15 protein-coding genes are annotated in these 21,668 nt (G+C 75.7%); 4 read left to right on the plus strand and 11 right to left on the minus strand.

Features of this window, described 5'->3' with window-relative positions:
- The first annotated feature begins 26 nt into the window (after positions 1-26).
- Positions 27-1,265, plus strand: a complete 1,239-nt coding sequence (locus ACJ6WD_RS27485; RefSeq protein WP_233660492.1) for a S8 family peptidase — start codon at positions 27-29, stop codon at positions 1,263-1,265.
- A gap of 83 nt (positions 1,266-1,348) precedes the next feature.
- On the opposite strand, the gene ACJ6WD_RS27490 is transcribed toward ACJ6WD_RS27485, so the two are convergent.
- From ACJ6WD_RS27490 to ACJ6WD_RS27515, 6 genes are all read right to left on the minus strand, one after another.
- Entirely contained in the window at positions 1,349-2,056 is a 708-nt protein-coding gene (locus ACJ6WD_RS27490; protein ID WP_233660490.1) for a YoaK family protein, read from the minus strand.
- Positions 2,057-2,577: 521 nt separating this feature from the next.
- A complete protein-coding gene (locus ACJ6WD_RS27495; RefSeq protein ID WP_233660488.1) occupies positions 2,578-3,543 on the minus strand; it encodes a pirin family protein in 966 nt (321 codons plus the stop codon).
- 40 nt (positions 3,544-3,583) lie between these two features.
- Positions 3,584-4,375, minus strand: a complete 792-nt coding sequence (gene ddaH, locus ACJ6WD_RS27500; RefSeq protein ID WP_016575413.1) for a dimethylargininase — start codon at positions 4,373-4,375, stop codon at positions 3,584-3,586.
- A 91-nt stretch (positions 4,376-4,466) separates the two neighbouring features.
- The gene (locus tag ACJ6WD_RS27505; RefSeq protein ID WP_016575414.1) at positions 4,467-4,856 is read right to left on the minus strand and encodes a GntR family transcriptional regulator; all 390 of its coding nucleotides are present in this window, start codon (positions 4,854-4,856) and stop codon (positions 4,467-4,469) included.
- 137 nt (positions 4,857-4,993) lie between these two features.
- Entirely contained in the window at positions 4,994-6,844 is a 1,851-nt protein-coding gene (gene asnB / locus ACJ6WD_RS27510) for an asparagine synthase (glutamine-hydrolyzing) (protein ID WP_233660485.1), read from the minus strand.
- A gap of 423 nt (positions 6,845-7,267) precedes the next feature.
- Positions 7,268-8,440, minus strand: a complete 1,173-nt coding sequence (locus ACJ6WD_RS27515) for a methyltransferase domain-containing protein (RefSeq protein WP_376447353.1) — start codon at positions 8,438-8,440, stop codon at positions 7,268-7,270.
- Positions 8,441-8,628: 188 nt separating this feature from the next.
- Here ACJ6WD_RS27515 and ACJ6WD_RS27520 point away from each other — a divergent pair, with 188 nt between their 5' ends.
- Positions 8,629-11,130 carry a SpoIIE family protein phosphatase gene (locus ACJ6WD_RS27520; protein ID WP_233660483.1) on the plus strand — a complete coding sequence of 834 codons (2,502 nt, stop codon included), beginning with the start codon at positions 8,629-8,631 and terminating at the stop codon, positions 11,128-11,130.
- A 65-nt stretch (positions 11,131-11,195) separates the two neighbouring features.
- Here the strand turns inward: ACJ6WD_RS27520 and ACJ6WD_RS27525 are convergent, their stop codons facing one another.
- Positions 11,196-12,254 (minus strand): zinc-dependent alcohol dehydrogenase family protein, encoded by a 1,059-nt coding sequence (locus ACJ6WD_RS27525; protein WP_376558852.1) that lies wholly within the window; start codon positions 12,252-12,254, stop codon positions 11,196-11,198.
- A gap of 507 nt (positions 12,255-12,761) precedes the next feature.
- Between ACJ6WD_RS27525 and ACJ6WD_RS27530 the strand changes: the two genes are divergently transcribed.
- Positions 12,762-13,778, plus strand: coding sequence for a lytic polysaccharide monooxygenase (locus ACJ6WD_RS27530; RefSeq protein ID WP_407616733.1), 1,017 nt, complete (start codon positions 12,762-12,764; stop codon positions 13,776-13,778).
- 87 nt (positions 13,779-13,865) lie between these two features.
- Here the strand turns inward: ACJ6WD_RS27530 and ACJ6WD_RS27535 are convergent, their stop codons facing one another.
- Positions 13,866-14,333: an Lrp/AsnC family transcriptional regulator gene (locus ACJ6WD_RS27535; RefSeq protein WP_016578907.1), complete on the minus strand. Its 468-nt coding sequence runs from the start codon at positions 14,331-14,333 to the stop codon at positions 13,866-13,868.
- Positions 14,334-14,413: 80 nt separating this feature from the next.
- Here ACJ6WD_RS27535 and ACJ6WD_RS27540 point away from each other — a divergent pair, with 80 nt between their 5' ends.
- Complete coding sequence (locus ACJ6WD_RS27540) at positions 14,414-15,706, plus strand: APC family permease (RefSeq protein ID WP_376447981.1); 1,293 nt, start codon at positions 14,414-14,416, stop codon at positions 15,704-15,706.
- A 64-nt stretch (positions 15,707-15,770) separates the two neighbouring features.
- Here ACJ6WD_RS27540 and ACJ6WD_RS27545 read toward each other — a convergent pair whose 3' ends face one another.
- The 3 genes from ACJ6WD_RS27545 to ACJ6WD_RS27555 all read right to left on the minus strand — a co-directional run bounded on the left by ACJ6WD_RS27545 (position 15,771) and on the right by ACJ6WD_RS27555 (position 21,499).
- A complete protein-coding gene (locus ACJ6WD_RS27545; RefSeq protein ID WP_407616734.1) occupies positions 15,771-16,628 on the minus strand; it encodes an esterase/lipase family protein in 858 nt (285 codons plus the stop codon).
- A gap of 216 nt (positions 16,629-16,844) precedes the next feature.
- Complete coding sequence (locus ACJ6WD_RS27550) at positions 16,845-17,942, minus strand: hypothetical protein (protein WP_233660475.1); 1,098 nt, start codon at positions 17,940-17,942, stop codon at positions 16,845-16,847.
- A complete protein-coding gene (locus tag ACJ6WD_RS27555) occupies positions 17,939-21,499 on the minus strand; it encodes a DNA polymerase III subunit alpha (protein ID WP_407616735.1) in 3,561 nt (1,186 codons plus the stop codon). The genes ACJ6WD_RS27550 and ACJ6WD_RS27555 overlap by 4 nt, the downstream gene beginning before the upstream one ends.
- Between the last annotated feature and the right edge of the window lie 169 nt (positions 21,500-21,668).

Raw genomic sequence — 21,668 nt, forward strand, 5'->3', positions numbered from 1 at the left:
CCACCGATGAGGAGGACTCCCTCGCGATGGCAGTGATGCGTTCCACCACCCCCCGCGCTGACCGCCGGCGCTCCCGCACCCTCCGGATCGCCGCGGCGGTCGCCACCGCCACGGCCGCCGCCACGCTCGGCGCCCTGGTGCTGCCCGCCCAGGCGGCGCCCGCCCAGGGCACCGTCGTCGGCGCCGGCACCGCGGACGCCGTGCACGGCAGCTACCTCGTCACGCTCAAGCCGACCGCGGGCCTCAAGGCCGCCTCGGCGGACGGCCGCGGCGTGATATCCGCCTACGGCGGCACCGTCAAGCGCACCTACACCGCCGCGCTCAACGGCTATGCCGTCACCCTGTCCGAGGCCCAGGCCAGACGGCTGGCGGCCGACCCCGCCGTCGACCGCGTCTACCAGGACCGCACCGTGCACGCCCTGGACACCCAGGACAACCCGCCGTCCTGGGGCCTGGACCGGATCGACCAGGCGAAGCTGCCGCTGGACAAGAAGTACGCCTACCCCACCACCGCCGGCTCCGGCGCCACCGTGTACGTCATCGACACCGGCGTCCGGATCTCCCACCAGGAGTTCGGCGGCCGGGCGTCGAACGGCTACGACGCGATCGACAACGACAACGTCGCGCAGGACGGCAACGGCCACGGCACCCACGTCGCGGCCAACATCGCCGGCGCCTCGTACGGCGTCGCCAAGAAGGCGAAGATCGTCGCCGTGCGGGTGCTGAACAACTCCGGCTCCGGCACCACCGCCCAGGTCGTCGCCGGCATCGACTGGGTCACCAAGAACCACAAGGGCCCCTCGGCGGCGAACGTGTCGCTCGGCGGCGGCCCGGACGCCGCGCTGGACGCCGCGGTGCAGAACTCCATCAAGAGCGGCGTGACCTACGCGATCGCCGCCGGCAATTCGGGGGACAACGCGCAGAACTACTCCCCCGCGCGGGTCCCCGAGGCCATCACCGTCGGCGCGACGACCTCGACCGACGCCCGCGCCTCGTACTCCAACTACGGCTCCCGGGTCGACCTGTTCGCACCCGGCAGCAGCATCACCAGCGCCTGGAACACCAGCGACACCGCCACCAACACCATCTCCGGGACCTCGATGGCCACCCCGCACGTCGCGGGCGCCGCCGCGGTCTACCTCGCCGGGCACCCGACGGCCACGCCGGCCCAGGTCGCCACGGCCCTCGTGAACGGCGCCACCTCCGGGGTCGTGACCAGCCCCGGCAGCGGCTCGCCCAACAAGCTGCTGAAGCTCGTCCCGTAAGGCACGGCGGCCCCCCGCGGGACGCCCGGTGACGGGCGCCTCCCGCGGGGGCCGGTCGGTGCGCACCGCCGACGGCTGACCGGTCAGCCGTCGGCGGTGCGCCCGTGCGCGAGGCCCGGGACGAGGAGGGCGGTGGCCGCGACCGTCACCGCCGCCAGCAGCACCACCAGCGAGGTGCGGGTGCCCAGCCCGATCAGCCACGCCCCCAACAGCCCGCCCAGCAGCATCGCGCCCACCGACGTCAGCCGGCGGGGCACGGCGCGGGTGCCGTAGCCCAGCCGCCGGTCGCCGCCCAACACCGAGCCGCTCACCAGGGCCGTCATCGCGCGGGTCTCCACCGTCGTGCTGAAGTCCGGGGCGGCCACCCGCAGCGCGGTGACGTTGCGCATGCCCATCGCCGCCGCCATCAGGGCGATGGCCGTGTAGCGCTGGTCGGCCGTCAGCTCCCGGGCCGGACCGGTGCCCCAGCTCGCCACCGCCGCGCCGACCAGCAGCGCCGCCTCGACCAGCAGGGCGACCGGGAACCACGGGCGCCGGCGCCGGGCCAGGGCGGACTCCACCCGCGCCCCGGCCACCGCCCCGGCCAGGAACGCGCCGAGCGAGACCACCGTGGCGACCACCGGCAGCCCGCCCTGCCCGGCGATGCCGAAGCCGAGGAAGAGCAGGTTTCCGGTCTGGGTGGCGGTGAAGACGTGACCGAGGGTCAGGAAGCTCGCGGCGTCCAGCACTCCGGTCACCACGGTCAGGCACGCCATGACCACCGTCAGGGCGGCTCCGCTGGGCGGCTCCACGGATGCGGCTCCTTCCACCGGGCACCTCGGGTCGGCGTCCGGCCAGTCTCCGCACCCGTGGGGGCGACGCCGGGCCATTGCGCCGTCAGTGGGCGCCCCGCCGAGGGCCCCACCCCGTGCGCGCCGCCCGCCCCGCACATCACCAGCAGCAGCGCCAGCGCCGCCACCCCGACCACCACCGCCACCCCGAAGGCCGTCCCCCGGCGCCCCCGCAGGGGCCCGTCGGCCGTCCGCTCCGGCCCGCCTGGCCGCCGTCCCTGCCGTTCCCCACCGCGACGTCGCACGGCGGACCACCCTAGGCAGGCCCCGACCGGCGCGGACAGGGCGCGTTCCGGCGCACGGACCGCACACCGGCCGTCCGCGGACCGCTCGGGGCCCGGCCCGCTCCCCGGGCACCGGGCACGCCCTCGGAGCACGCCCCCCACGGCGCGGCGTTCGCGACGCGGCCTCGGGGGCACGGCCTCGGGACGTGCGCCGATAACGGCGTTACAGGGACCCCGGGCCGCTCGTGCCCGGCCGGGTCAGCGGGCCCGTCCGCGCGGCTTGAGCGGGACCGGCGGCAGCTCCGGGGCGAGCAACCGGTCACCGGCGTAGCCGTGGACGGTGCCGAAGGTGTCGCTGTCGGCGTTCCACGCCGCACGGGCGGCGGCGATCTCGTCGCCGGTGCGCCCGACGAAGTTCCACCACATGACGATCTCCTCCTCGAACGGCTCGCCGCCCAGGAGCAGCAGGTCGCTGGCCTCGGTGGCGCGCACCGGGAGGTCGGTGCGGCCGCACCCGAGGTAGAGCAGCGAACCGGGCGTCAGCGGGACGCCGTCGACCTCGGGGGCGCCCGCGATGGTCAGTGCGGCGTACTCGAAGTCCGGGTCGAGGGGCAGGCGGGCGTCGGTGCCGGCGGCGAGGGCGAGGTCGGCGCCGACCAGCGGGGTGTAGGTGGTGCCCGGCGAGGCCGCGCCGGCCAGTTCGCCCATGAAGACGGTGGCGCGCAGCCCGCCGCCGCCGGTGATGACGGGCAGGTCCGCGTGGTGCTCGAAGGCGGGGGCGGTGGCCCGGTGGGCGTCGGGCAGCGCCACCCAGAGCTGGGCGCCGTGCAGGACGTCGGGATGGTGGCGCGGCGACTCCTCGGAGTGGGCGATGGCGCGGCCCGCGGTCATCAGGCCCAGTTCGCCGGGGCGCACGGTCTGCAGGGAGCCGAGGCTGTCCCGGTGCAGGACCTCGCCCGCGCGGAGCCAGCTGACGGTCTGGAGGCCCAGGTGCGGGTGCGGCGGGACCTGCATGCCGGGTTCGTCGGCGATGTTGTCGGGGCCGTAGTGGTCGACGAAGCACCAGGCGCCGACCATGCGGCGGCCCAGGTTGGGCAGGAGGCGGCGGACCAGGGTGCTCTCGCCGAGCGGGACCTGCTTGCCGGGTTGGAGTTCGCGGACCGGGCCGGTGTGGCGGTTGCCGCCGCAGCGGGTGGGGGTGGGGCGGAGGTCGAGGTTGCTCATGGCGCAAGAATGCCCCGGCCGGTCCCCGGGTGACCTCGCGTCACCCCCGTCCCGGGTCCGCCACCAGGTCGCGCAGGCGCACCGACAGGCAGGTGACGCAGCCCTCGCGCTTCTCGAACTCGCTGATGTCGACCGGGACCGGGCGGTAGCCGAGCCGGGCGAACAGCCGGGCGGTGCGGGGCGCGGAGGCGGCCATCAGGAGCGCGTCGCCGCCCAGGAGGACCACGTGCGCGCCCGCCTCCTCCAGGACCGGCCGGAACTGCGGGAAGACCGAAGGGTCCTCGACCAGCGGCAGGTAGCCGATGACGGTGCCGTCGGGCAGGGCGGTGACCGCCGACTTCAGGTGCAGCACCCGCCGGTGCGGCACCGCGACCACCCGGGCGCCCAGCGGCTCGAAGACGGCGCGCAGTTGGCGTACGCCCTCGGCGTTGGTGCGGCAGCCGCGGCCGACGTACACGGTGTCCCCGACCTTGAGGACGTCGCCGCCGTCGAGCGTGCCGGGGGCGCGGACGGCGTTGAGGGAGCAGCCGAGCGCCGCGGCGGCCTCGCGGGCGGCGGGGAGCTCGGGGCGGCGGGAGTCGGCGCCGGAGCGGGCGAGCAGGGCGACGTTGCGGAAGACGACCATGGTGTCCTCGACGAAGACCGCGTCGGGGCAGTCGTCGGCGGGCGCCACCTCGACGGTCCGCCAGCCGTGGTCGCGCAGCACCCGGACGTACGCCTCCCACTGGTGCAGGGCGAGCGCGGGGTCCACGGGTTGCCGGTCGAGGTGGGTGACCAGGCCCTCGGCGAGGCGGGGGCCGGGGCGTCGGACGAGGGCGAGCCGGCTGGGCATGGTCTCCTCCGGTGCTGGGGCGGGGCCCGGACCGGGCTGCCGGGTGGGGCCCCGGTCGCGGGCCGGTTGCTGCGCGGCGCCGCTGGCCGCCTCAGGCGCCGCCGTCGTAGGTGGCGCGCAGGGCGTCGGTGACGGCGGCGAGCGCGGCGGTGCGGTCCAGGCCGAGCCGTTGGGCACGGTGGGCGTAGGCCGCGGCGGCCGCGGCGGCCTCCTTGTCGGCGGCGTCGCCGGCCGCGGCGACGAAGCTGCCGTTGCGGCCGCGGGTCTCGATCACCCCGTCGGTCTCCAGGGCGCGGTACGCCTTGGCGACGGTGTTGGCGGCCAGGCCCAGGTCCTCGGCGAGGCCGCGGACGGTGGGGAGTTTGTGGCCGACCGGCAGGGTGCCGGTGCGGGCCTGGTCGGCGATCTGCGTGCGGACCTGTTCGAACGGGGCCTCGGCCGCCGCCGGGTCGATGGTGATCGTCAGGGACTGCGGGGACACGGTGGCGCTCCTGGTGCTGGTGGTGACGCGGGCGGCGGGTGCGCGGGGTGCGCGCGTCCGTCGGCGCGGGTGCGCGGTTTTGTCGCATCCATTGTGCGTCAGGAGCGGCCACCGTGCCCGGAGGGGACCGCGGCGGCCTACAGCTCCAGGGTGGTCCCGGTGGTGCGCAGCCAGGCGTTCATCCCGAGGACGAGTTCGGCAGCGGGGCGGACGTCGTGGTCGGCGCCGACGGCGGTGGCCTCGGCGAGCACCGCGGAGTCCAGCAGCGGGCGGACGGGGGCGTCGCGGTCCGCGGCCAGCTCCTTGAGCTCGCTGCGCAGCGCCTCGTTGTAGCCCGGGTCCTGGGTGCTGGGGTAGGGGCTCTTGACGCGGTCGGCGACCAGGTCGGGCAGTACGTCGCGGGTGGCGGCGCGCAGCAGCGACTTCTCCCGGCCGTCGAACGTCTTCATCGCCCACGGGGTGTTGAAGACGTAGTCGACCAGGCGGTGGTCGCAGAACGGCACCCGGACCTCCAGGCCGACGGCCATGCTGGCCCGGTCCTTGCGGTCCAGGAGGATCTGCACGAAGCGGGTCAGGTGCAGGTAGCTGACCTCGCGCATCCGGCGCTGGTGGCCGGTGTCGCCGTCCAGGTAGGGGACTTCGGCGAGCGCCTCGCGGTAGCGGCGCTGCTCGTAGCCGGGCAGGTCCAGCCGCTTGAGCAGGGCGCGGTCCAGGAGCGCCTCGCGGACCGAGTTGCCGCCGGAGAACCGGCCGGACAGGCCCGCGGCGACCCAGGGGAAGGTGTCGGCGTTGACCGACTCCGGGTCGTGGAACCAGCGGTAGCCGCCGAAGACCTCGTCCGCCGACTCGCCGGAGAGGGCGACCGTGGACTGCTCGCGGACCGCCTTGAACAGCAGGTAGAGCGAGGTGTCGCCGTCACCGAACCCGTTGGGCAGGTCGCGGGCGGCCAGGACCGCGGCGCGGTGGCCGGGGTCCATCAGGGCGGCGGTGTCCAGCACGATGTCGTGGTGGTCGGAGCCGACGTGTTCGGCCAGGGCGTGCGCGTACGGGCCGTCGGGGGTGCCGCGCAGGTCGTCGGGGGTGAAGTTCTCGGTGTAGCCGGTGAAGTCGACGGCGAACGAGCGGACCGGGCCGCTGCCCTGGGCGGCCAGCGCCTTGGCGGAGAGCGCGGTGATCGCGGAGGAGTCCAGGCCGCCGGAGAGCAGGGTGCACAGCGGCACGTCGGCGATCAGCTGGCGGGCGACGATGTCGTCGAGCAGCTCCCGGACGCGGGCCACGGTGGTGTCCAGGTCGTCGGTGTGCTCGCGGGCTTCGAGGGCCCAGTAGCGGGTGACGTGGACGCCGTTGCGGTCGACGCGGACCACGTGCCCGGGGCGGACCTCGTGCAGGCCCTTGTAGACGGCGTGGCCGGGCGTCTTGGTGAAGGTGATCAGCTCGGCGAGGCCCTCGGCGTCGACGGCCGGGCGGACGTCCGGGTGGGCGTGCACCGCCTTGGGCTCCGAGCCGAAGAGGACGCCGTCGCGGGTCGGGTAGTAGAAGAGCGGCTTGATGCCCATCCGGTCGCGGACCAGCAGGAGGTGTTCGGTGCGCGGGTCCCAGAGCGCGAAGGCGTACATGCCGTTGAGGCGCTCGACGAACGCCTCGCCCCATTCGAGGTAGGCGTGCAGCACGACCTCGGTGTCGCTGTTCGTCCGGAAGGCGTGACCCAGTCGCGTCAACTCGGCGCGCAGTTCGAGGTAGTTGTAGACCTCGCCGCTGTAGGTCGTGACGATCAGGGTGCGGCCGTCGTGTTCGACGCTCATCGGCTGCTTGCCGCCGTCGATGTCGATGACGGCGAGCCGGCGGTGCCCCAACGCGGCGTGCGGGCCGAGCCATATGCCGCCGGCGTCGGGGCCGCGGCAGGTCATGGTCCGGGTCATCGCCTCAAGGGCGGGGCGCTGGGTGGTGAGGTCGTTGTCGTAGGAGATCCATCCGGTGATTCCGCACATGCTCGCGGCTCCTCCTTCGGGGTACGCCGGGCCGCGCGCGTTCCCGGCGGCGGCCTGCGCGATCACCGTACGCCCGGATAGTTGCAGGGGCCACCTATACGTCTGGGCGAGCGTCCGGAATGAGCCACGCCGCCACCGCTCACCGGACCGGCATCGGCGCGGCGCGCGTGCCGGGCAGTGGACGGGCCGCCCCGACCGGCCGTCGCGGGCCGGGGAAGGAGGCGGTGGAGCGGGCCGAGCCGACGTGCCGTGCGCGACCACGGCACTCACCGTGCGCGGCTTCCGCCCGCCGACACCAAGGCCGTCACCGGCACGGACCTCGGGGCCGACCCGCGCGCCCGGTACGAGGCGGACGCGGAGGCCACCGCGGTGGTCGCCGTCGGCTGCGAGGTCGCCGCCCGGACCGTGGCCGCCGCACGGCCCTCACGGCACGGCGTCGCCCCCGCCGTCCAGGACGACCGCGCGGCCGGGGCCGGCCGGGTCGTGGGCGATCGCGTCGCCGGGCCGGTGCCAGTGGAGCAGGAAGCGGTGGCCCGCGCGCAGCCCGTCCAACCCGGCGCGGCAGTAGGCGACCATGTCGTCCGGCAGGGCGTCGAGCGGGTACCACGCCAGCCCCGCGCACTTGTCCGGTTCGCGGTTGTGGGGCTCGCCGCCCGCCCCGTACGCCGCCTCGAAGAACCAGCCGATCCGGGGCCGCGCGGGCGGCGGCGCGCAGTGCTGCATCACCAGGGCCACCCGCACGTCCTCGGGCGCCAGGCGCAGTCCCAGCTCCTCCGCGGCCTCGCGCAGGAGCGCCGCGCGGACGTCCTCGCCGTCCTCGGCGTGGCCGGAGGGGCAGTTGAGCAGGCCGTCCGCGTAGCCGGTCCCCGCGCGGCGGGCCAACAGCACCTCGTCACCGCGGCGGAGCACCAGGTGGACGTCGACGACCTCGGTGTGGCGCGGCCGGGGAGCGGGCCGCGCCGGCGCCACCCGCACGACCAGCGCGTACCGCTCGTCGCGCACCTCCCGGCCCCACAGCGTCGGGTCGGCGGAGAGCGGGACGAGCTCGGTGCGGGCCGCCAACGGGGACGTCAGCGCGGTGAGTTCGGCGGCGGACAGGCCCGCCGGGGCGGACTCGCCCCAGCGGCCCTCGACGAGCACCAGGCGGCCGCCGGGGGCGAGCAGCCCCGCCCAGCGCGCAAGGACGGCCGCCGGGTCCGGTAGCGCCCAGAGCACGTGCCGCACCAGGACGACGTCGAACCGCCGCTGCCCGACGGGGGGTTGACCGGCATCGCCGACGACGAACCGGGCGGCCCGGCCGGCGAGCTTCGTCCGGGCGCGGGCCAGCATGGCCGGGGAGCGGTCGACCCCGGTGACCCGGTGGCCCTGCTCGGCGGCGAGCAGGGCCAGGCTGCCGGTGCCGCACCCGAGGTCGAGGACGTCGGAGGGTTCGGCGGGCAGCCAGCCGCGCAGCCGGGCGGCCCAGGCGGCGCGGACGGCCGGGTCCCGCAGGCCGTGGTCGGGCTCGGTGTCGTAGGTCGCGGCGGCGGCTTCCCAGTAGGCGGCGGACGGAACGGGCGGCGGTCCCGCCGGGTCGGCGGGGGTGGGTGCGCTCATGGTCCGAGGGTGCCGGCGGGCACTGACAACGGGCGGTGCCGGCGGCGGTGGCCGGGCGGTGCGGGGGCCGGCTGCACAAGCGCCCCGGCGGGTTCCCGGAGTACCGTGGGAGGCGCTGGTGGTACGCGGTGGCGGCCCGGCGCCCCGGGCCTTCGCAGGGTGTGGAGCCGGCAGTGGATCGGTCTTGTATGAGCGCCTCCCCGAGCAGCCGCCTTCCTGGCGACGGTGCCTTCGACCTCACCCGGACCGCCGTGGTGCTGGCCGATCGGGCGGGGGTGGTGCGGGGCTGGACCGGGGGCGCCGAGCGGCTGCTCGGTCACGCGGCGGCCCGGGCGCTGGGACGGCCGCTGGCGGAGCTGTTCACCGCGGCGGACGCCCGTAGCGCGTCCGGGGAGCGGGTCTGGCGGCACCGGCTCGCGGCGGAGGGCGGCTGGAGCGGACTGGTCGCGGTGCGCGACCGCACCGGACACCGGCTCGACCTGGACGTGCGGGTGCTGCCGCTGCGGGCCGGCCCGGATCCGTCCGCACGCCTGGTGCTGGCCGCCGAGGTGGCGTGGACGCCCTGGTCGGGGGCGAGCCGCTCGCTGCTGAACGGGATCCTGCGGATGTCCCCGATCGGGGTGGCCATGCTCGACCCCGAGCTGCGCTACGTCTGGCTCAACGACGCCCTGGAACGGATGGGCGGCACCCCGCGCGCCGAGCGGCTGGGCAAGCGGCTGAGCGACGTCCTGCCGGACCTGGCGGTGGAGTCCGTCGAGGCGGAGATGCGGCGGGTGCTGCGGACCGGCGTGCCGTCCATGGGCTACGAGTACCTCGGACGCCCGGAGTCCGACCCGCAGCACGAACACGCCTACTCCACGTCCTTCTTCCGCCTGGAGGACGAGTCCGGCCAGGTGCTCGGCATCTGCTACATGGTCCTCGACGTCACCGAGGGCTACCGCGCCCGGCAGCGGATGGCGCTGCTCAACCGCGCCGGCGAGCGGATCGGCGGCTCCCTGGACGTCTGGCGGACCGCCCAGGAGCTGGCCGACGTGGCGGTGCCGGACCTCGCCGACTTCGTCACCGTCGACCTGCTCGACGCGATGCTCACCGGCGAGGAGCCGGCGGCCGGTCCGGTCGAGCCCGCCGCGCTGCTCAGCGTGCGCCGGGCCGGGCAGCAGTCTGTCCGGGAGGGGTGCCCGGAGGCGGTGATCGCCGTCGGGGAGCGGACCGCGTACCCGCCGTCGGCGCCGGTGGTGCTGAGCCTGACCGGGGGCGAGTCGGTGCTGCTGCCGGAGCTGGACCTGGACCGCGCCGACTGGGCGGCCGACGACCCGGTGCGGGCCGGGCGGCTGCGCGCACTGGGCTTCCACTCGCTGATGGTGGTGCCGCTGCGGGCCCGGGGGAGCTTCCTGGGCGCGGCCACCTTCGCCCGCTGGCGGCCCACCGGCCCGTTCCAGCCCGACGACCTGGTCCTGGCCGAGGAGTTCGTCACCCGCGCGGCGATCTCGATCGACAACGCCCGCCGGTACACCCGTGAGCACGCCGCGGCGCTCACCCTGCAACGCAGCCTGCTGCCGCGCGACCTGCCCGAGCAGAGCGCGGTGGACGCGGCCTACCGCTACCTGCCCGCCGATTCGCAGTCCGGGGTGGGCGGGGACTGGTTCGACGTGATCCCGCTGTCCGGGGCGCGGGTGGCGCTGGTGGTCGGCGACGTGGTCGGGCACGGGGTGCACGCCGCGGCCACGATGGGCCGGCTGCGGGCCGCCGTGCAGGCGCTGGCCGGCCTCGACCTGGCCCCCGAGGAGGTGCTGGCCCACCTGGACGACATGGTGAACCGGGTCGCGCACGACGCGCACAGCGACGACGGGGTGATCGGGGCGACCTGCCTGTACGCGGTCTACGACCCGGTCGCCTGCTGCTGCACCCTGGCCCGGGCCGGGCACCCCGCGCCCCTGTTGGTCAGCCCCGCCGGCGGCTGCCAACTGCTGGAGCTGCCCACCGGGCCGCCGCTGGGGCTGGGCGGGATGCCCTTCGAATCCATCGAACTGCCGCTGCCCGAAGGGAGTTTGCTGGCGCTCTACACCAACGGGCTGCTGCTGGGGAAGGCGCTCGACCTGGACGGCGGGATCACCCGGCTGCGGACCGCGCTGGCCGACCCCCAGGCTCCGTTGGAGGAGCTCTGCGAGCGGGTCATCAGCAGCCTGCCCGGCACCCGGCCGGTGGACGACGTGGCCCTGCTGCTGGCCCGCACCCGGGCCGTGCCGCAGGAGCAGCTGGCCGCCTGGGACGTCGCCGCGGACCCCTCGGCGGTCGGCGCGGCCCGCCGGTCCGCCGCCGACCAGCTGGCCCGCTGGGACCTGGCGGAACTGGAGTTCTCCACCGAACTGATCGTCAGCGAACTGGTCACCAACGCCATCCGGCACGCCTCCGGCCCGATCGGGCTGCGGATGATCCGGGCGGAGGCGTTGATCTGCGAGGTCTCCGACGGCAGCAGCACCGCACCGCACCTGCGGCACGCCCGGACCACCGACGAGGGCGGCCGCGGGCTGTTCCTGATCGCCCGGTACGCCCGGCGGTGGGGCGCCCGCTACACCCCGCAGGGCAAGTTCATCTGGGCCGAACTCCCCCTGGACGCGGTCGCCGAGGGCCCGGCCGCAAAGACCCTCGACGCGCTCGTCGACGCCTTCGACGACCCGGCGGGCACCTGACCGGCACCGGTCGGCCGACGCGCCGGCAGGGCGCCTCGAAGGGCGGCACGCCACCCGGCGGCGGCCTACGCGTCGCCGCCGTCCCGGTCGTCGTCGAGGACGAGGAGCGGTTTGGCGCCGTGCGCGGGTGCCTCGGCGAACGCGAGGGCCTCGGCGAAGCGTTCGAGCGGGAACGGCCGGCCCGGGGGGATGCTCAGCACCTCATCGGCGACGAGGTCGCGGACCTCGGACAGCGCGCGCAGCGCGTCCGTGGGCGAGGTCGTGCCGAACCAGCGGTTCAGCCAGAAGCCGCGGACCGCTTGGGTCTCGTAGATGACCGAGCGCGCCAGCAGCGGGATCGTCAGCGCCGCCGGGTCGGTCTGCCGGTGCGTGGAGAGCGCGCCGTAGACCACGAGCTCGCCTCCCGGGGCCAGTGCCCGGGACACCTGGGCACCCACCTGGCCCGCGACGCAGTCGACGGCCTTGCGCACGCCGGCCGGTCCGGCGATCTCCGTCACCCGCTGCACCAGGTCCTCGTCCTCGGTGCAGATGACCGCGTCGCCGCCGAGCGCCGTGATCTCCTCGACGGCGGCGCGCCGCCGCACCACGTCGATCGTGCGCACGCCCAGGTGCCTGGCCAGCTGGATGACGAGCCGGCCGACGGTGGAGCCGGCCGCCGTCTGCATCAGCCACTCCCCCGGCTGTGCGCGGAGTTCGCGGGTGACCAGGAGCAGCGCGGTCAACGGATTGACGGCGAGCTGGCAGGCACGCCCGTCGTCCAGCCAGTCGGGGACCGACACCAGCCGGTGCGCGTCGGCGACGAGGCGGTCCTGCCAGGTGCCGACCGCCGGCGGCCCGGGTACGGCCGGGACGGCAACGACCACCACGCGCTGGCCGACCTGCCATCCGCCGACGTCCGGCCCCAGGGCCTCGATGCGGCCCACGCACTCCATGTGCCCCCCGACGGCGGGGAACTCGGGGGTGAAACCGTAGCGACCGCGCACCACGTGCAGATCGCTGGCGTGGACCGGGGCCGCCGTCACGCGGATCAACGCCTGGCCGGCCGCCGCCACGGGAACGGGCCGGGACTCCAGCCGCAGGACGTCGATCGGCTCGCCGACCCCGCCGGCTACGAGCGCGCGCATGGATCGCGGCATGAGTGACCTCTCGTCTCCCCGCACCCGACGAACTCTCCGCCTGCACTCCTCCCAGCTTGCGCTTGCTCGCGGGCGCTGTCATGTCGTGCACCGCCGTGCCGGGCGCTCCTCGCGGCGCCTCCGCCGCGTCGGTCCTCCTGGGACCTGGGAGGGTCGGCTCCCCCGGACGCCCACGGCCGGCCGACGCCTCAACTACCGGCTCCCGCAGGCTCTTTCCTGTGCCCCTGCTTAGAGCCGTCTTAACGCGACCATAAGGATCCGCCGGATCGCCCGTCGGGCCTCAAATCCGCTGTTCAGGGCGGCTAGCTTCGGTTGCGCACGGCGGGTTCGCGGACGTGCCGGTGCCGTTCTCCGGGGGGCGGCACCGGTGCCGGCCGCGGACCGACCCCCACCGCCGGCGCACCCGTCCGCGCGGTGCGACCGCCCCGAGCCCCCGCCGGGCGCGGGCGTGCCGCGCGGCCGCAACCGACCCGCCCGATGAAGGAGACCCCCACGATGACCGTTCGCCGCAAGGCCGCCGGGATCGCCCTGTTCGGCCTCGCCCCTGTGGCGCTCACCGTGCTCACCGCGACCCCGGCCGCCGCGCACGGGTCGATGTCGGACCCGGTCAGCCGGGTCTCCGCCTGCTACGCGGAGGGGCCCGAGAGTCCGCGGTCCGCCGCGTGCAAGGCCGCCGTGCAGGTCGGCGGCGCGCAGGCGCTGTACGACTGGAACGGCGTCCGGGACGGCGCCGCCGGCGGCAAGTCGAAGGAGCGCATCCCGGACGGGAAGCTGTGCAGCGCCGGCAACGACGAGTACAAGGGGCTGGACCTGCCGCGCGCCGACTGGCCGTCCACCCCGATGAAGGCCGGCAAGCACACCTTCCGCTACCGGGCGACCGCCCCGCACAAGGGCACGTTCGAGCTGTACCTCACCAAGGACGGCTACGACCCGGCGAAGCCCCTGAAGTGGTCCGACCTGGAGGCGCAGCCGTTCGCCAAGGTCACCGACCCGACGCTGACCAACGGCAGTTACGTCTTCGACGGTACGGTGCCCGCCCGGTCCGGCCGGCACCTCGTGTACAGCATCTGGCAGCGCTCGGACAGCCCGGAAGCCTTCTACACCTGTTCCGACGTGGTGTTCGGCAAGGACGGTGGCGGTGCCGGCGGTCCGTCGACGCCGGCGCCGGCCGCGTCCGCGCCGGCCGCGTCCGCGCCGACCGACCGTCAGATCGCGGCGGGCGCCGACAGGTCCTCGATGGACATGAGCCAGCACGACCACGCCATGGGCGGCGGCCACGAGCAGCCGTCCGGCGCGGCACCGGCCGACGGCCCGGCCCCCGCGCCGGGCGCCGGTTCCGCGGCGGGCGGTGCGCACCCGGACGGTGCGTCGAAGCCGGTCGACGGCAGGCACCTGGCGGAGACCGGCGGCGACGGCAGCACCGCCCCGCTGGCCATCGGGGGCGCCGCGGTGCTCGCGGTGGGCGCCGCGGTGCTGTTCACGACCGCCCGCCGCCGGGCCGTCCGCCGGTAGACCGCGCGGCGGCCCGGCCCGGCCCGGCCCGTCGCGAGTCGGGCCGGGCCGGGCCGTCGTCGGGCCGCCGCCGTCCGGGTGGGTCCCTCAGGACCGCTCGGCCGGCAGCGGCTCGACGACGTCGTTGGCGACGTGCTGGTAGATCACCGAGCTGCGGCAGTCGACGACTTCCCGGCGCTTGAAGATGCGGTCCATCAGCAGGGCGTGCAGCCGGTCCACGTCCGGGACCGCGACATGCACCAGGAAGTCGTCGCCGCCCGCGACGACGTAGACGCTGAGCACCTCGGGCAGCGAGGTCAAGAACGCCTTGAACCGCTCGATCACCTCGCGGTTCATCGGCCGGATCCGGACCGTCAGCAGGGCCTGCACGGGGCGGTTGAGGGCGCGCAGGTCGACCGTCGCCCGGTAGCCGGTGATCACTCCGCGGGCGCGCAGGGCACGGACCCGCTCCAGGCAGGTCGAGGGGGCGATGTTCAGTTTGCCGGCCAGTTCGCGGTTGGTCTGCCGTGCATCGCGCTGGAGTTCCCGGACAATCGCCGAATCAATGTCGTCCATGCGCCCATGATGGCGGCCGCTGCCGAATTTAGTTCGGCGCAACCGCAATATGATCAAAGTTCCGATTAGCGTATTCGGCTGTGTCCGTACAAGAAACATCTCTTACTGCTTCTCCGCGGCCGGATGTACGGCGGCTGGGCATCGGCAGCGGTACCGCGTTGTGCGCCGGTGCCGTGCTGGGTCCCGGCGTGCTGACGCTGCCGTCGCTGGCCGCCGCCGCGGCCGGTCCGGCCTCCCTGCTGGCCTGGGTCGTGCTGCTCGCCATGTGCGTCCCGGTGGCCGCGTCGTTCGCGGCGCTGGGCGCCCGGTTCCCCGACGGCGGGGGCGTCGCCACGTACGTCCACCGGGCGATCGGACCGCGGGCCGCGGCGGTCGTCGGGTGGTGGTTCTACGGGGCGGTGCCGCTGGGGGTGGTCTCGGCCGCCTGGATCGGCGGGAAGTACGTGGCCGACGCGGCCGGCTGGGGCCCGACCGGTGCGGCCGCGGTCGGCGCGGCGGTGCTGGTGGGGGCGCTGGTCTCCAACGCGGTCGGGCTGCGGATGTCCGGCCGGGTGCAGCTGCTGCTCGGCGGGCTGCTGGCGGCGGTGCTGCTGTGCACGGTGCTGGCCGCCGCGCCCCGGGTGTCCGCGGACCACTTCACCCCGTTCCTGCCCGGCGGTTGGACGTCGGTGGGGTCGGCGGCCTCGGTGCTGTTCTTCGCGTTCGCCGGCTGGGAGGCGGCCAGCCACCTCTCGGGCGAGTTCGCCGATCCGGCCCGGGACCTGCCGCGGGTGACCCGCCGCACGCTCGCCGTGATCACCGTGCTGTACCTGGGGCTGGCGGTCACCACCATCGGGGCGCTGGGTCCGGCCGCCGCGAGGACCGACACCCCGCTGACCGCCCTGCTCGCCCAGAGCGTGGGCACCGCCGCCCGGCCGGTGGCGGCCGCGGCGGCGCTGTTCCTGACCTTCGGGGCGGTCAACTCCTATCTGGCCGGGGCCTCCCGGCTCGGCGCTGCGCTCGGCCGGGACGGCGCCGCACCCCGCTGGATGGCCAAGGGCGGCGCGCCGGGCGAGGTGCCGCGCCGGTCGCTGGCGGTGCTGGGCGGGGTGGCGGCGGTGCTCGCGGTGCCGGCCGGGGCCGGCGCCGCCGACCTGGACCTGCTGATGCGGGCCACCGCCACCTGCCTGGCCGCGGTGACGCTGGCGGGGTTGGTCGCCGCGTCGGTGCTGCTGCCCCGGCGCACCCCGCTCTGGTACGGCGGGCTGGCCAGTTCCGTGCTGACGGCCGCGGTGCTCGCCTTCTCCGGGTGGCTGCTGCTGATCCCGGTGGTGCTGGCGGGCGCGTCCGGCGCCTTCCTGACGCTGCGCCGGACGGGCCGGGGCGCCCACTGAGCCGTCCGGGCAGGCACCCGGCCCACGGCCCGGCCCGCGCGCCGACCGCGGGCCGGGCCGGCGCTCAGCTCGCGGCCGAGGCGCAGGTGGTCGGGGTGGCGTGCGCCGGGTCGAGCGCGTTGGCCGTCTCGTGGAAGGCGATCCGGTCGACCGTTCCGATGGCCACGTGCTCGGAGAGGTCGAGGGCGCACAGGTCCTGGAGGACGACGTTGTGCACGTCGGAGCCCTTGAGGAAGCCCGAGGTGTAGGGCGTCACGACCTCGTCGTACTTGGTGGCGATGACGGTGTAGTGGATGCCGGGGAGGGTGTCGCCGCCGGCGTTGAGGCGGGCCAGGAGGGCGGACCCGGTGGCCTGGTCGGTCAGCCCCGGGGTGAACGTGTCGAGGTACTGCTTGGCGCCGGGGAAGAGGTCCAGCAGCCTGGTCAGGCCGTCGAGGGTGGTGCCGTGGTTGTCGGGGGCCAGCCCCACCAGCGTGTGCACCTTGTCCGCGCCGCCGTGGAACTTCAGGTAGACCCGGGGCATCATGCCGCCCTGGGAGTGCCCGACGAGGTCCACCTTGTCCGCGCCGGTCGCGGCCCGCACCCGGTCGACGTAGGTGGCGAGTTGGCCCGCCGAGGCGTCGATCGGGCCGAGCCCGTCGAAGAGGGGGACGCCGGGCAGTTGGCCGTAGTCCAGGGAGAAGACGCAGTAGCCGCGGGCGACCAAGTAGGGGGCGAGGCCGAGCCAGTTGTCGACCGCGTTGCCGAGGGTGCCGTGGACGAGGACGACGGGGCGGGGGTGGGCGCTGGAGGGCTTGCACGAGAAGTCGTTCCAGCCGCTGCTGACGGTGGGGGACGCCGCCGCGGGGGTTGCCGTGGTGAGTCCGAGGGCCAGGGCGGCCGCCGGGAGGACTGCGCACAGTCTCGACCAACGCAGCTTCATACGATGCTCCTTGCGGGGTGAGGGGCTTCCGAAGTGCTTCGTGAGCCGGTCACCTGCGATCCGGATCGCAAGGGCCAACGTGGTGACTGCCAAGTAAGTTACGAGCGGGTAAGCAGGGCGTACCAGTGGCGTGACGGTGAAGGAAAACGCACCTGATCCACACCGCACCACCGGGTGCGCAACGCCGGTTGCGTGCAGGGGAGATGACGGGCGGTACTACGGGCCGAGGGGCCGGTCCGGCCCGGGGGCCGCCGGGCCGAGCACCGCCGCGGGGCGCACCACCGCGGTGCCGAAGCGGGCCCGGGCGCGGTCGACGGCCGCTTCGATGCGGTGCGCCTTGTCGTCGGTGGGGTCGAAGGTCAGTTGGCGCGCGGCGCGTTCGGCGCGGCACAGGTCCTCGGCGCGCAGGGCCAGCGTGCGCACCCGGGCCCGCTGGAGGCCGAGGGCGGCGTGCAGCGCGTAGGCCGCCGCGGTCAGTGCGGGACCGTGCGCGGTCGGCGCGTCCAGCCGTCGGGTGCGGGTCGTGGTGGAGCGGTCGGCGTAGCGGACGGTGAGGGTGAGCGCGCGGGCCGCCCGGCCGTCCGCTCGCAGCCGGGCGCCGAGTTCGTCGGCGAGCGAGAGCAGCGCCCGGCGACGCCGGTCCGGGTCCAGTTCGTCGTGGGGGAAGCGGTGTTCGGCGGCGATCGAGCGGGTGGCGGCGTTGGGGGTGACGGGGGTGGGGTCGATGCCCCGGGCCCGTTCGGAGACCGCCCGGCCGGCCCGGGCGCCCAGGATGCGTTGGAGGGTGGCGGGCGGGGCGGCGGCGATCCGGCCGACGCTGTCGAGCCCGTAGGCGGACAGCGCGCGGGCCGCCGCGGGTCCGACGCCGTACAGCGCGGAGGCCGGGCGGCGGTCGAGGAAGGCGGCGGCCGACCGGGGGTCGGCGGGCACGGCCCGGATGCCGCCGGGCGGGGCGTCCTGGGCCGCGATCCGGGCCAGCTGCGGGTTGTTGCCGATGCCGATGGTGCACCGCACGCCGTGCCAGGCCAGGGCGCGCAGCCGGATCAGGGCGGCGATGCCCGCCGCGTCCCGGTCGAAGTAGCGCAGTGCGCCGCGGACGTCGGCGAGCGCGGCGTCCGGCGGCAGCGCCTGGACGACGGGCGTGAACTGGCCGAGCAGGGCGAGCAGTTGCTCGTACTGGCGAGCGTCAACGGGGCCGCCGGGGCCGTCCGGGGCGCCGGCGGCGGTCCGGAAGCGGACGTACAGCGTGCCGGGCGGCCGTCGGCCCCCGGTCGGGGGCGGCGGGGCGGCGGGCGGTTTCGGGGTGGGGGTCATCCGGCGCTCCCGGGGCTGGCGTGCCAGAGCTTGCGGCCGGTGGCGGCGCGTTCGCCGGGCGGCTGGAGGTCCGCCCACGGGTGCAGTGCGTAACCGGTCTCCAGGCGGATGGTGCGGCCGGCGCCCGCGCCGGAGGGGCCGGGCTCGGCGGCGGGCCCGTCCGAGGGGGCGCCGTCTTGGGGCGCACGGTCCGGTTCCGGTGCGGCGGCGAGCCGGGCGGTGACCGCCTCCAGGCCGCCGGTGCGGCGGAGTTCGGCCAGTTCGGCGAGGTTCCAGGCGGCGCTGCCGACCACGCTGAGGCTGCGCGGGCCGCGGCGCTGGACCGTGCCGCGCACCAGGAGCAGCCACGAGTGGAAGACGGTCCGGGCGCATGCCTCATGGCTGTCGTCGAAGAAGGCGCAGTCGACCAGGCCGGTGCTGTCGTCGAGGGTGGTGAAGATGACCCGGCGGCCGGAGCGGATCGGCGGGGTCTGGGTGGCCGCCTTGGCGCCGGCGACCAGCACCGTGTCGCCGTGCCGGGCGTCGCGCAGCAGCCGGGCCGGCACCGCGCCCAACTCGGCGAGGAAGTCCCGGTGGTCGGCCATCAGGTGGCGGGAGGCGTCCATGCCGAGGACGCCCAGCTCGGCGCTGAGCCGTTCCACGTCGCTGAGGTCGGGCAGGCCGGCCGGCTCGACCGTTTCGGCCGATTCGACTCCCGCCCCGTCACCGGCTCCGCCCGGACGGGGCGGGAGCCCCGGCTGGCCGTCCAGATGGAGCGTCAACTGCCCGCCGGGGGCGCCGCGTCCGTGCCGGTGCAGTTCGGCGAGGTGCAGCAGCAGGTCCCGGCGGTTGGCGCCGAAGGCGTCCAGGGCGCCGACCCGGGCGAGGCGCTCGGCCACCGGGCGGCTCGGCCGGGCCCGCTGCCAGAGGTCGGCGAGTGAGCGGTAGGGCTGGCCGTCCGCGATCCGGCCGGCCTCGACCCCGCTCATTCCGTGCACGTCGCAGAGGGCCAGGCGCAGCCCCCAGGCGTCCGGAGCACCCTCCCGACCGGACACCAGTTCGATCCGGTGGGTGATCGCCGACCGGTTCACATCCAGCGGCAGCACCGGCACCCCGCGCCGCCGGGCGTCCGCGAGCAGCAGCCGCTTGGGGTACATCCCGGGGTCGTGGGTGAGCAGCCCGGCGTAGAAGGCCGCCGGGTGGTGCGCCTTGAGCCAGGCGGACTGGTAGGTGGGCACCGCGAACGCCACCGCGTGCGCCTTGCAGAAGCCGTACGCGCCGAACGCCTCGACGATCTCCCAGGTGTGCGCGACGACGTCGGGGGCGTAGCCGCGGCCGGCGGCCCGCCGGGCGAACCAGTCGCGCACCCGGGCCTGCTGCTCCGCGTCGGCCAGGGCGCGCCGCCACTCGTCCGCCTCGTCCCGGCCGCATCCGGTCATGATCCGCAGGATCTCGATGATCTGCTCGTGGAACACCACCACCCCGTAGGTCTCACGCAGCGGTTCCGCCAGGTCGGCGTGGGGGTAGCGGACGGGCGCGCGGCCGTGCCGGGCGTCGATGAAGGGCCGCACCATGTCGGCGGCGACCGGGCCGGGCCGGAACAGCGAGATGTCGACGACCAGGTCGTGGAAGGTGGCGGGCTGGAGCCGGCCGACCAGGTCGCGCTGGCCGGGCGACTCGATCTGGAAGCAGCCCAGCGTCTCGGTCGAGCGGATCAGGTCGTAGGTGGCCGGGTCGCCGGGCGGCACCTGCGCCGGGTCGTCGAGGTCGAGGCGGACCCCGGTGGCCCGGCCGATCTCGGCGACCGCGTGCGCCATCGCGGACTGCATCCGCACGCCCAGCACGTCGAGCTTGAGCAGTCCCAGGTCCTCCACGTCGTCCTTGTCGAACTGGGACATCGCGAACCCCTCGCCGCTGGTGGGCACGACGGGGGTGCGGTCCAGCAGCGTGGCGTCGGAGAGCAGCACCCCGCACGGGTGCATGGCCATCCCGCGGGGCAGCGCGTCCAGCGCCTCGACGAGCTGCCACAGCCGTTCGTCGACGCCCTCCCGCACCCCGCGCAGTTCGGGGAGTTCGGCCAGCGCGGCGCGGGCGTCCCGGGCCCGGATGTGCGGGAACGCCTTGGCCAGCCCGTCGACCCGCGCCGGGTCCAGGCCCAGGGCGGCGCCCACGTCCCGCACGGCGTGCCGGACGCGGTAGGTCTCGGGCATCGCGACGGTCGCCACCCGCTCGGCACCGAAGCGGTCGAAGATCGCGTGGTAGACCTCCAGCCGGCGCGCCGACTCCACGTCGATGTCGATGTCCGGCAGTGCGGCCCGCCGCCCGGACAGGAACCGCTCCATCAGCAGCCCGTGCTCGACCGGGTCGGCGTGGGCGATGCCCAGCAGGTGGTTGACCAGGGACCCGGCGCCGGAGCCCCGGGCGGCCACCCGGATCCCCAGGCTCCGAACGTCGTCGACTACCTGAGCGACCGTCAGGAAGTACGAGGGGTAGCCGAGCCGCTCGATGGTGCCCAGTTCGTCGTGCAACCGGGCCCAGCGGGCGCGGTCGCGGTCGTAGCCGCGCAGCACCATCGCGGCGGCGCAGCGGGAGCGCAGCACCCGGGCGGCGGTGCGGTGCGCGGCGCCGACCAGGGCGGGTTCGGGGAAGTGGATCCGGCCGAGTCCGATGTCGCTTCGGGGGTCCACCCGGCACTCCCCCGCGGTCTCCTCGGTCAGGGCGAGCAGCCGGTGGGCCCGGCCGCGCCGGAAGCCGGCCGCCTCGGCGATCCGCTCGGCGGCGCGGCCCATCGCGGCGGAGTCCTTCAGCCAGCGCTCGCCGCCGTCCCAGGTCTCGGGGCGGCGCCGGTCCACCGGCACCAGGCGGCGGGCGGAGTCCAGGACGTCGGCGACCGGGCCCTGACCGGGGTCGGCGTAGCGGACCGCGTTGCTCAGGACGGCGGGGACGCCCTGGTCGACGGCGAAGCCGAGGGTGCGGGCGGCCAGCCGCAGGGAACCGGGGCCGCTGCCCGGGCGCCCGTGGTCGACGACCTCCAGGCGCAGCGCGTCGCCGTACCGCTCGCGCCAGGGGGCGAGGAGCCGCGCGGCGCGGTCCGGGCGGGCGGCGGCCAGCGCCCGGCCGACCTCGGAGTCCGGCCCGAGCAGGACGGTCAGCCCGTCGGTGGCGGCGTCCAGGGCGTGCCGCGGCAGGACCGGGCGTTCGGTGCGGCCCGCGTGGGCGGCCGAGACCAGTCGGCACAGGGCGGCCCAGCCGGCGGCGCCGTCCCGGGCCAGGAAGACGGCGCGGGCGGCGGACTCGTCGAGGAAGGCGCCGCCGCGGACCGGGGTGCGGGGGCGGACGGCGGGTCGGGGCACGGACTCCCCGTCGGCGACGGCCAGTTCGGCGCCGAACAGGGGGCGGACGCCGGCCGCGGCGGCGGCCTTGGCGAACCGGACGGCGCCGGAGAGCCCGTCCCGGTCGGTCAGGGCGAGGGCGTCCATCCCGCGTTCGGCGGCGCGCTCGGCCAGCCGCTCCGGGTGGGAGGCGCCGTAGCGCAGCGAGAAGCCCGAAGCGGTGTGCAGATGCGTGAACCCGGGCATCCGCACCTCCTGCACCTCATACGCCCCCCGGCTGTATTCGCGTCCCTCGTTTCACTTCCTCCACCATAACGCTTCTTTCGAACATCCGTACGAACACGCGCCCGGGGTGCACCCGATCCTGGAGATATCAACCAAAAGGTATATAAAGCCCCTGGAAGAGCTGCGAACC

It is taken from the genome of Streptomyces sp. VTCC 41912, assembly GCF_045799175.1.
In the GTDB taxonomy this organism is placed as follows: domain Bacteria; phylum Actinomycetota; class Actinomycetes; order Streptomycetales; family Streptomycetaceae; genus Streptomyces; species Streptomyces albulus_C.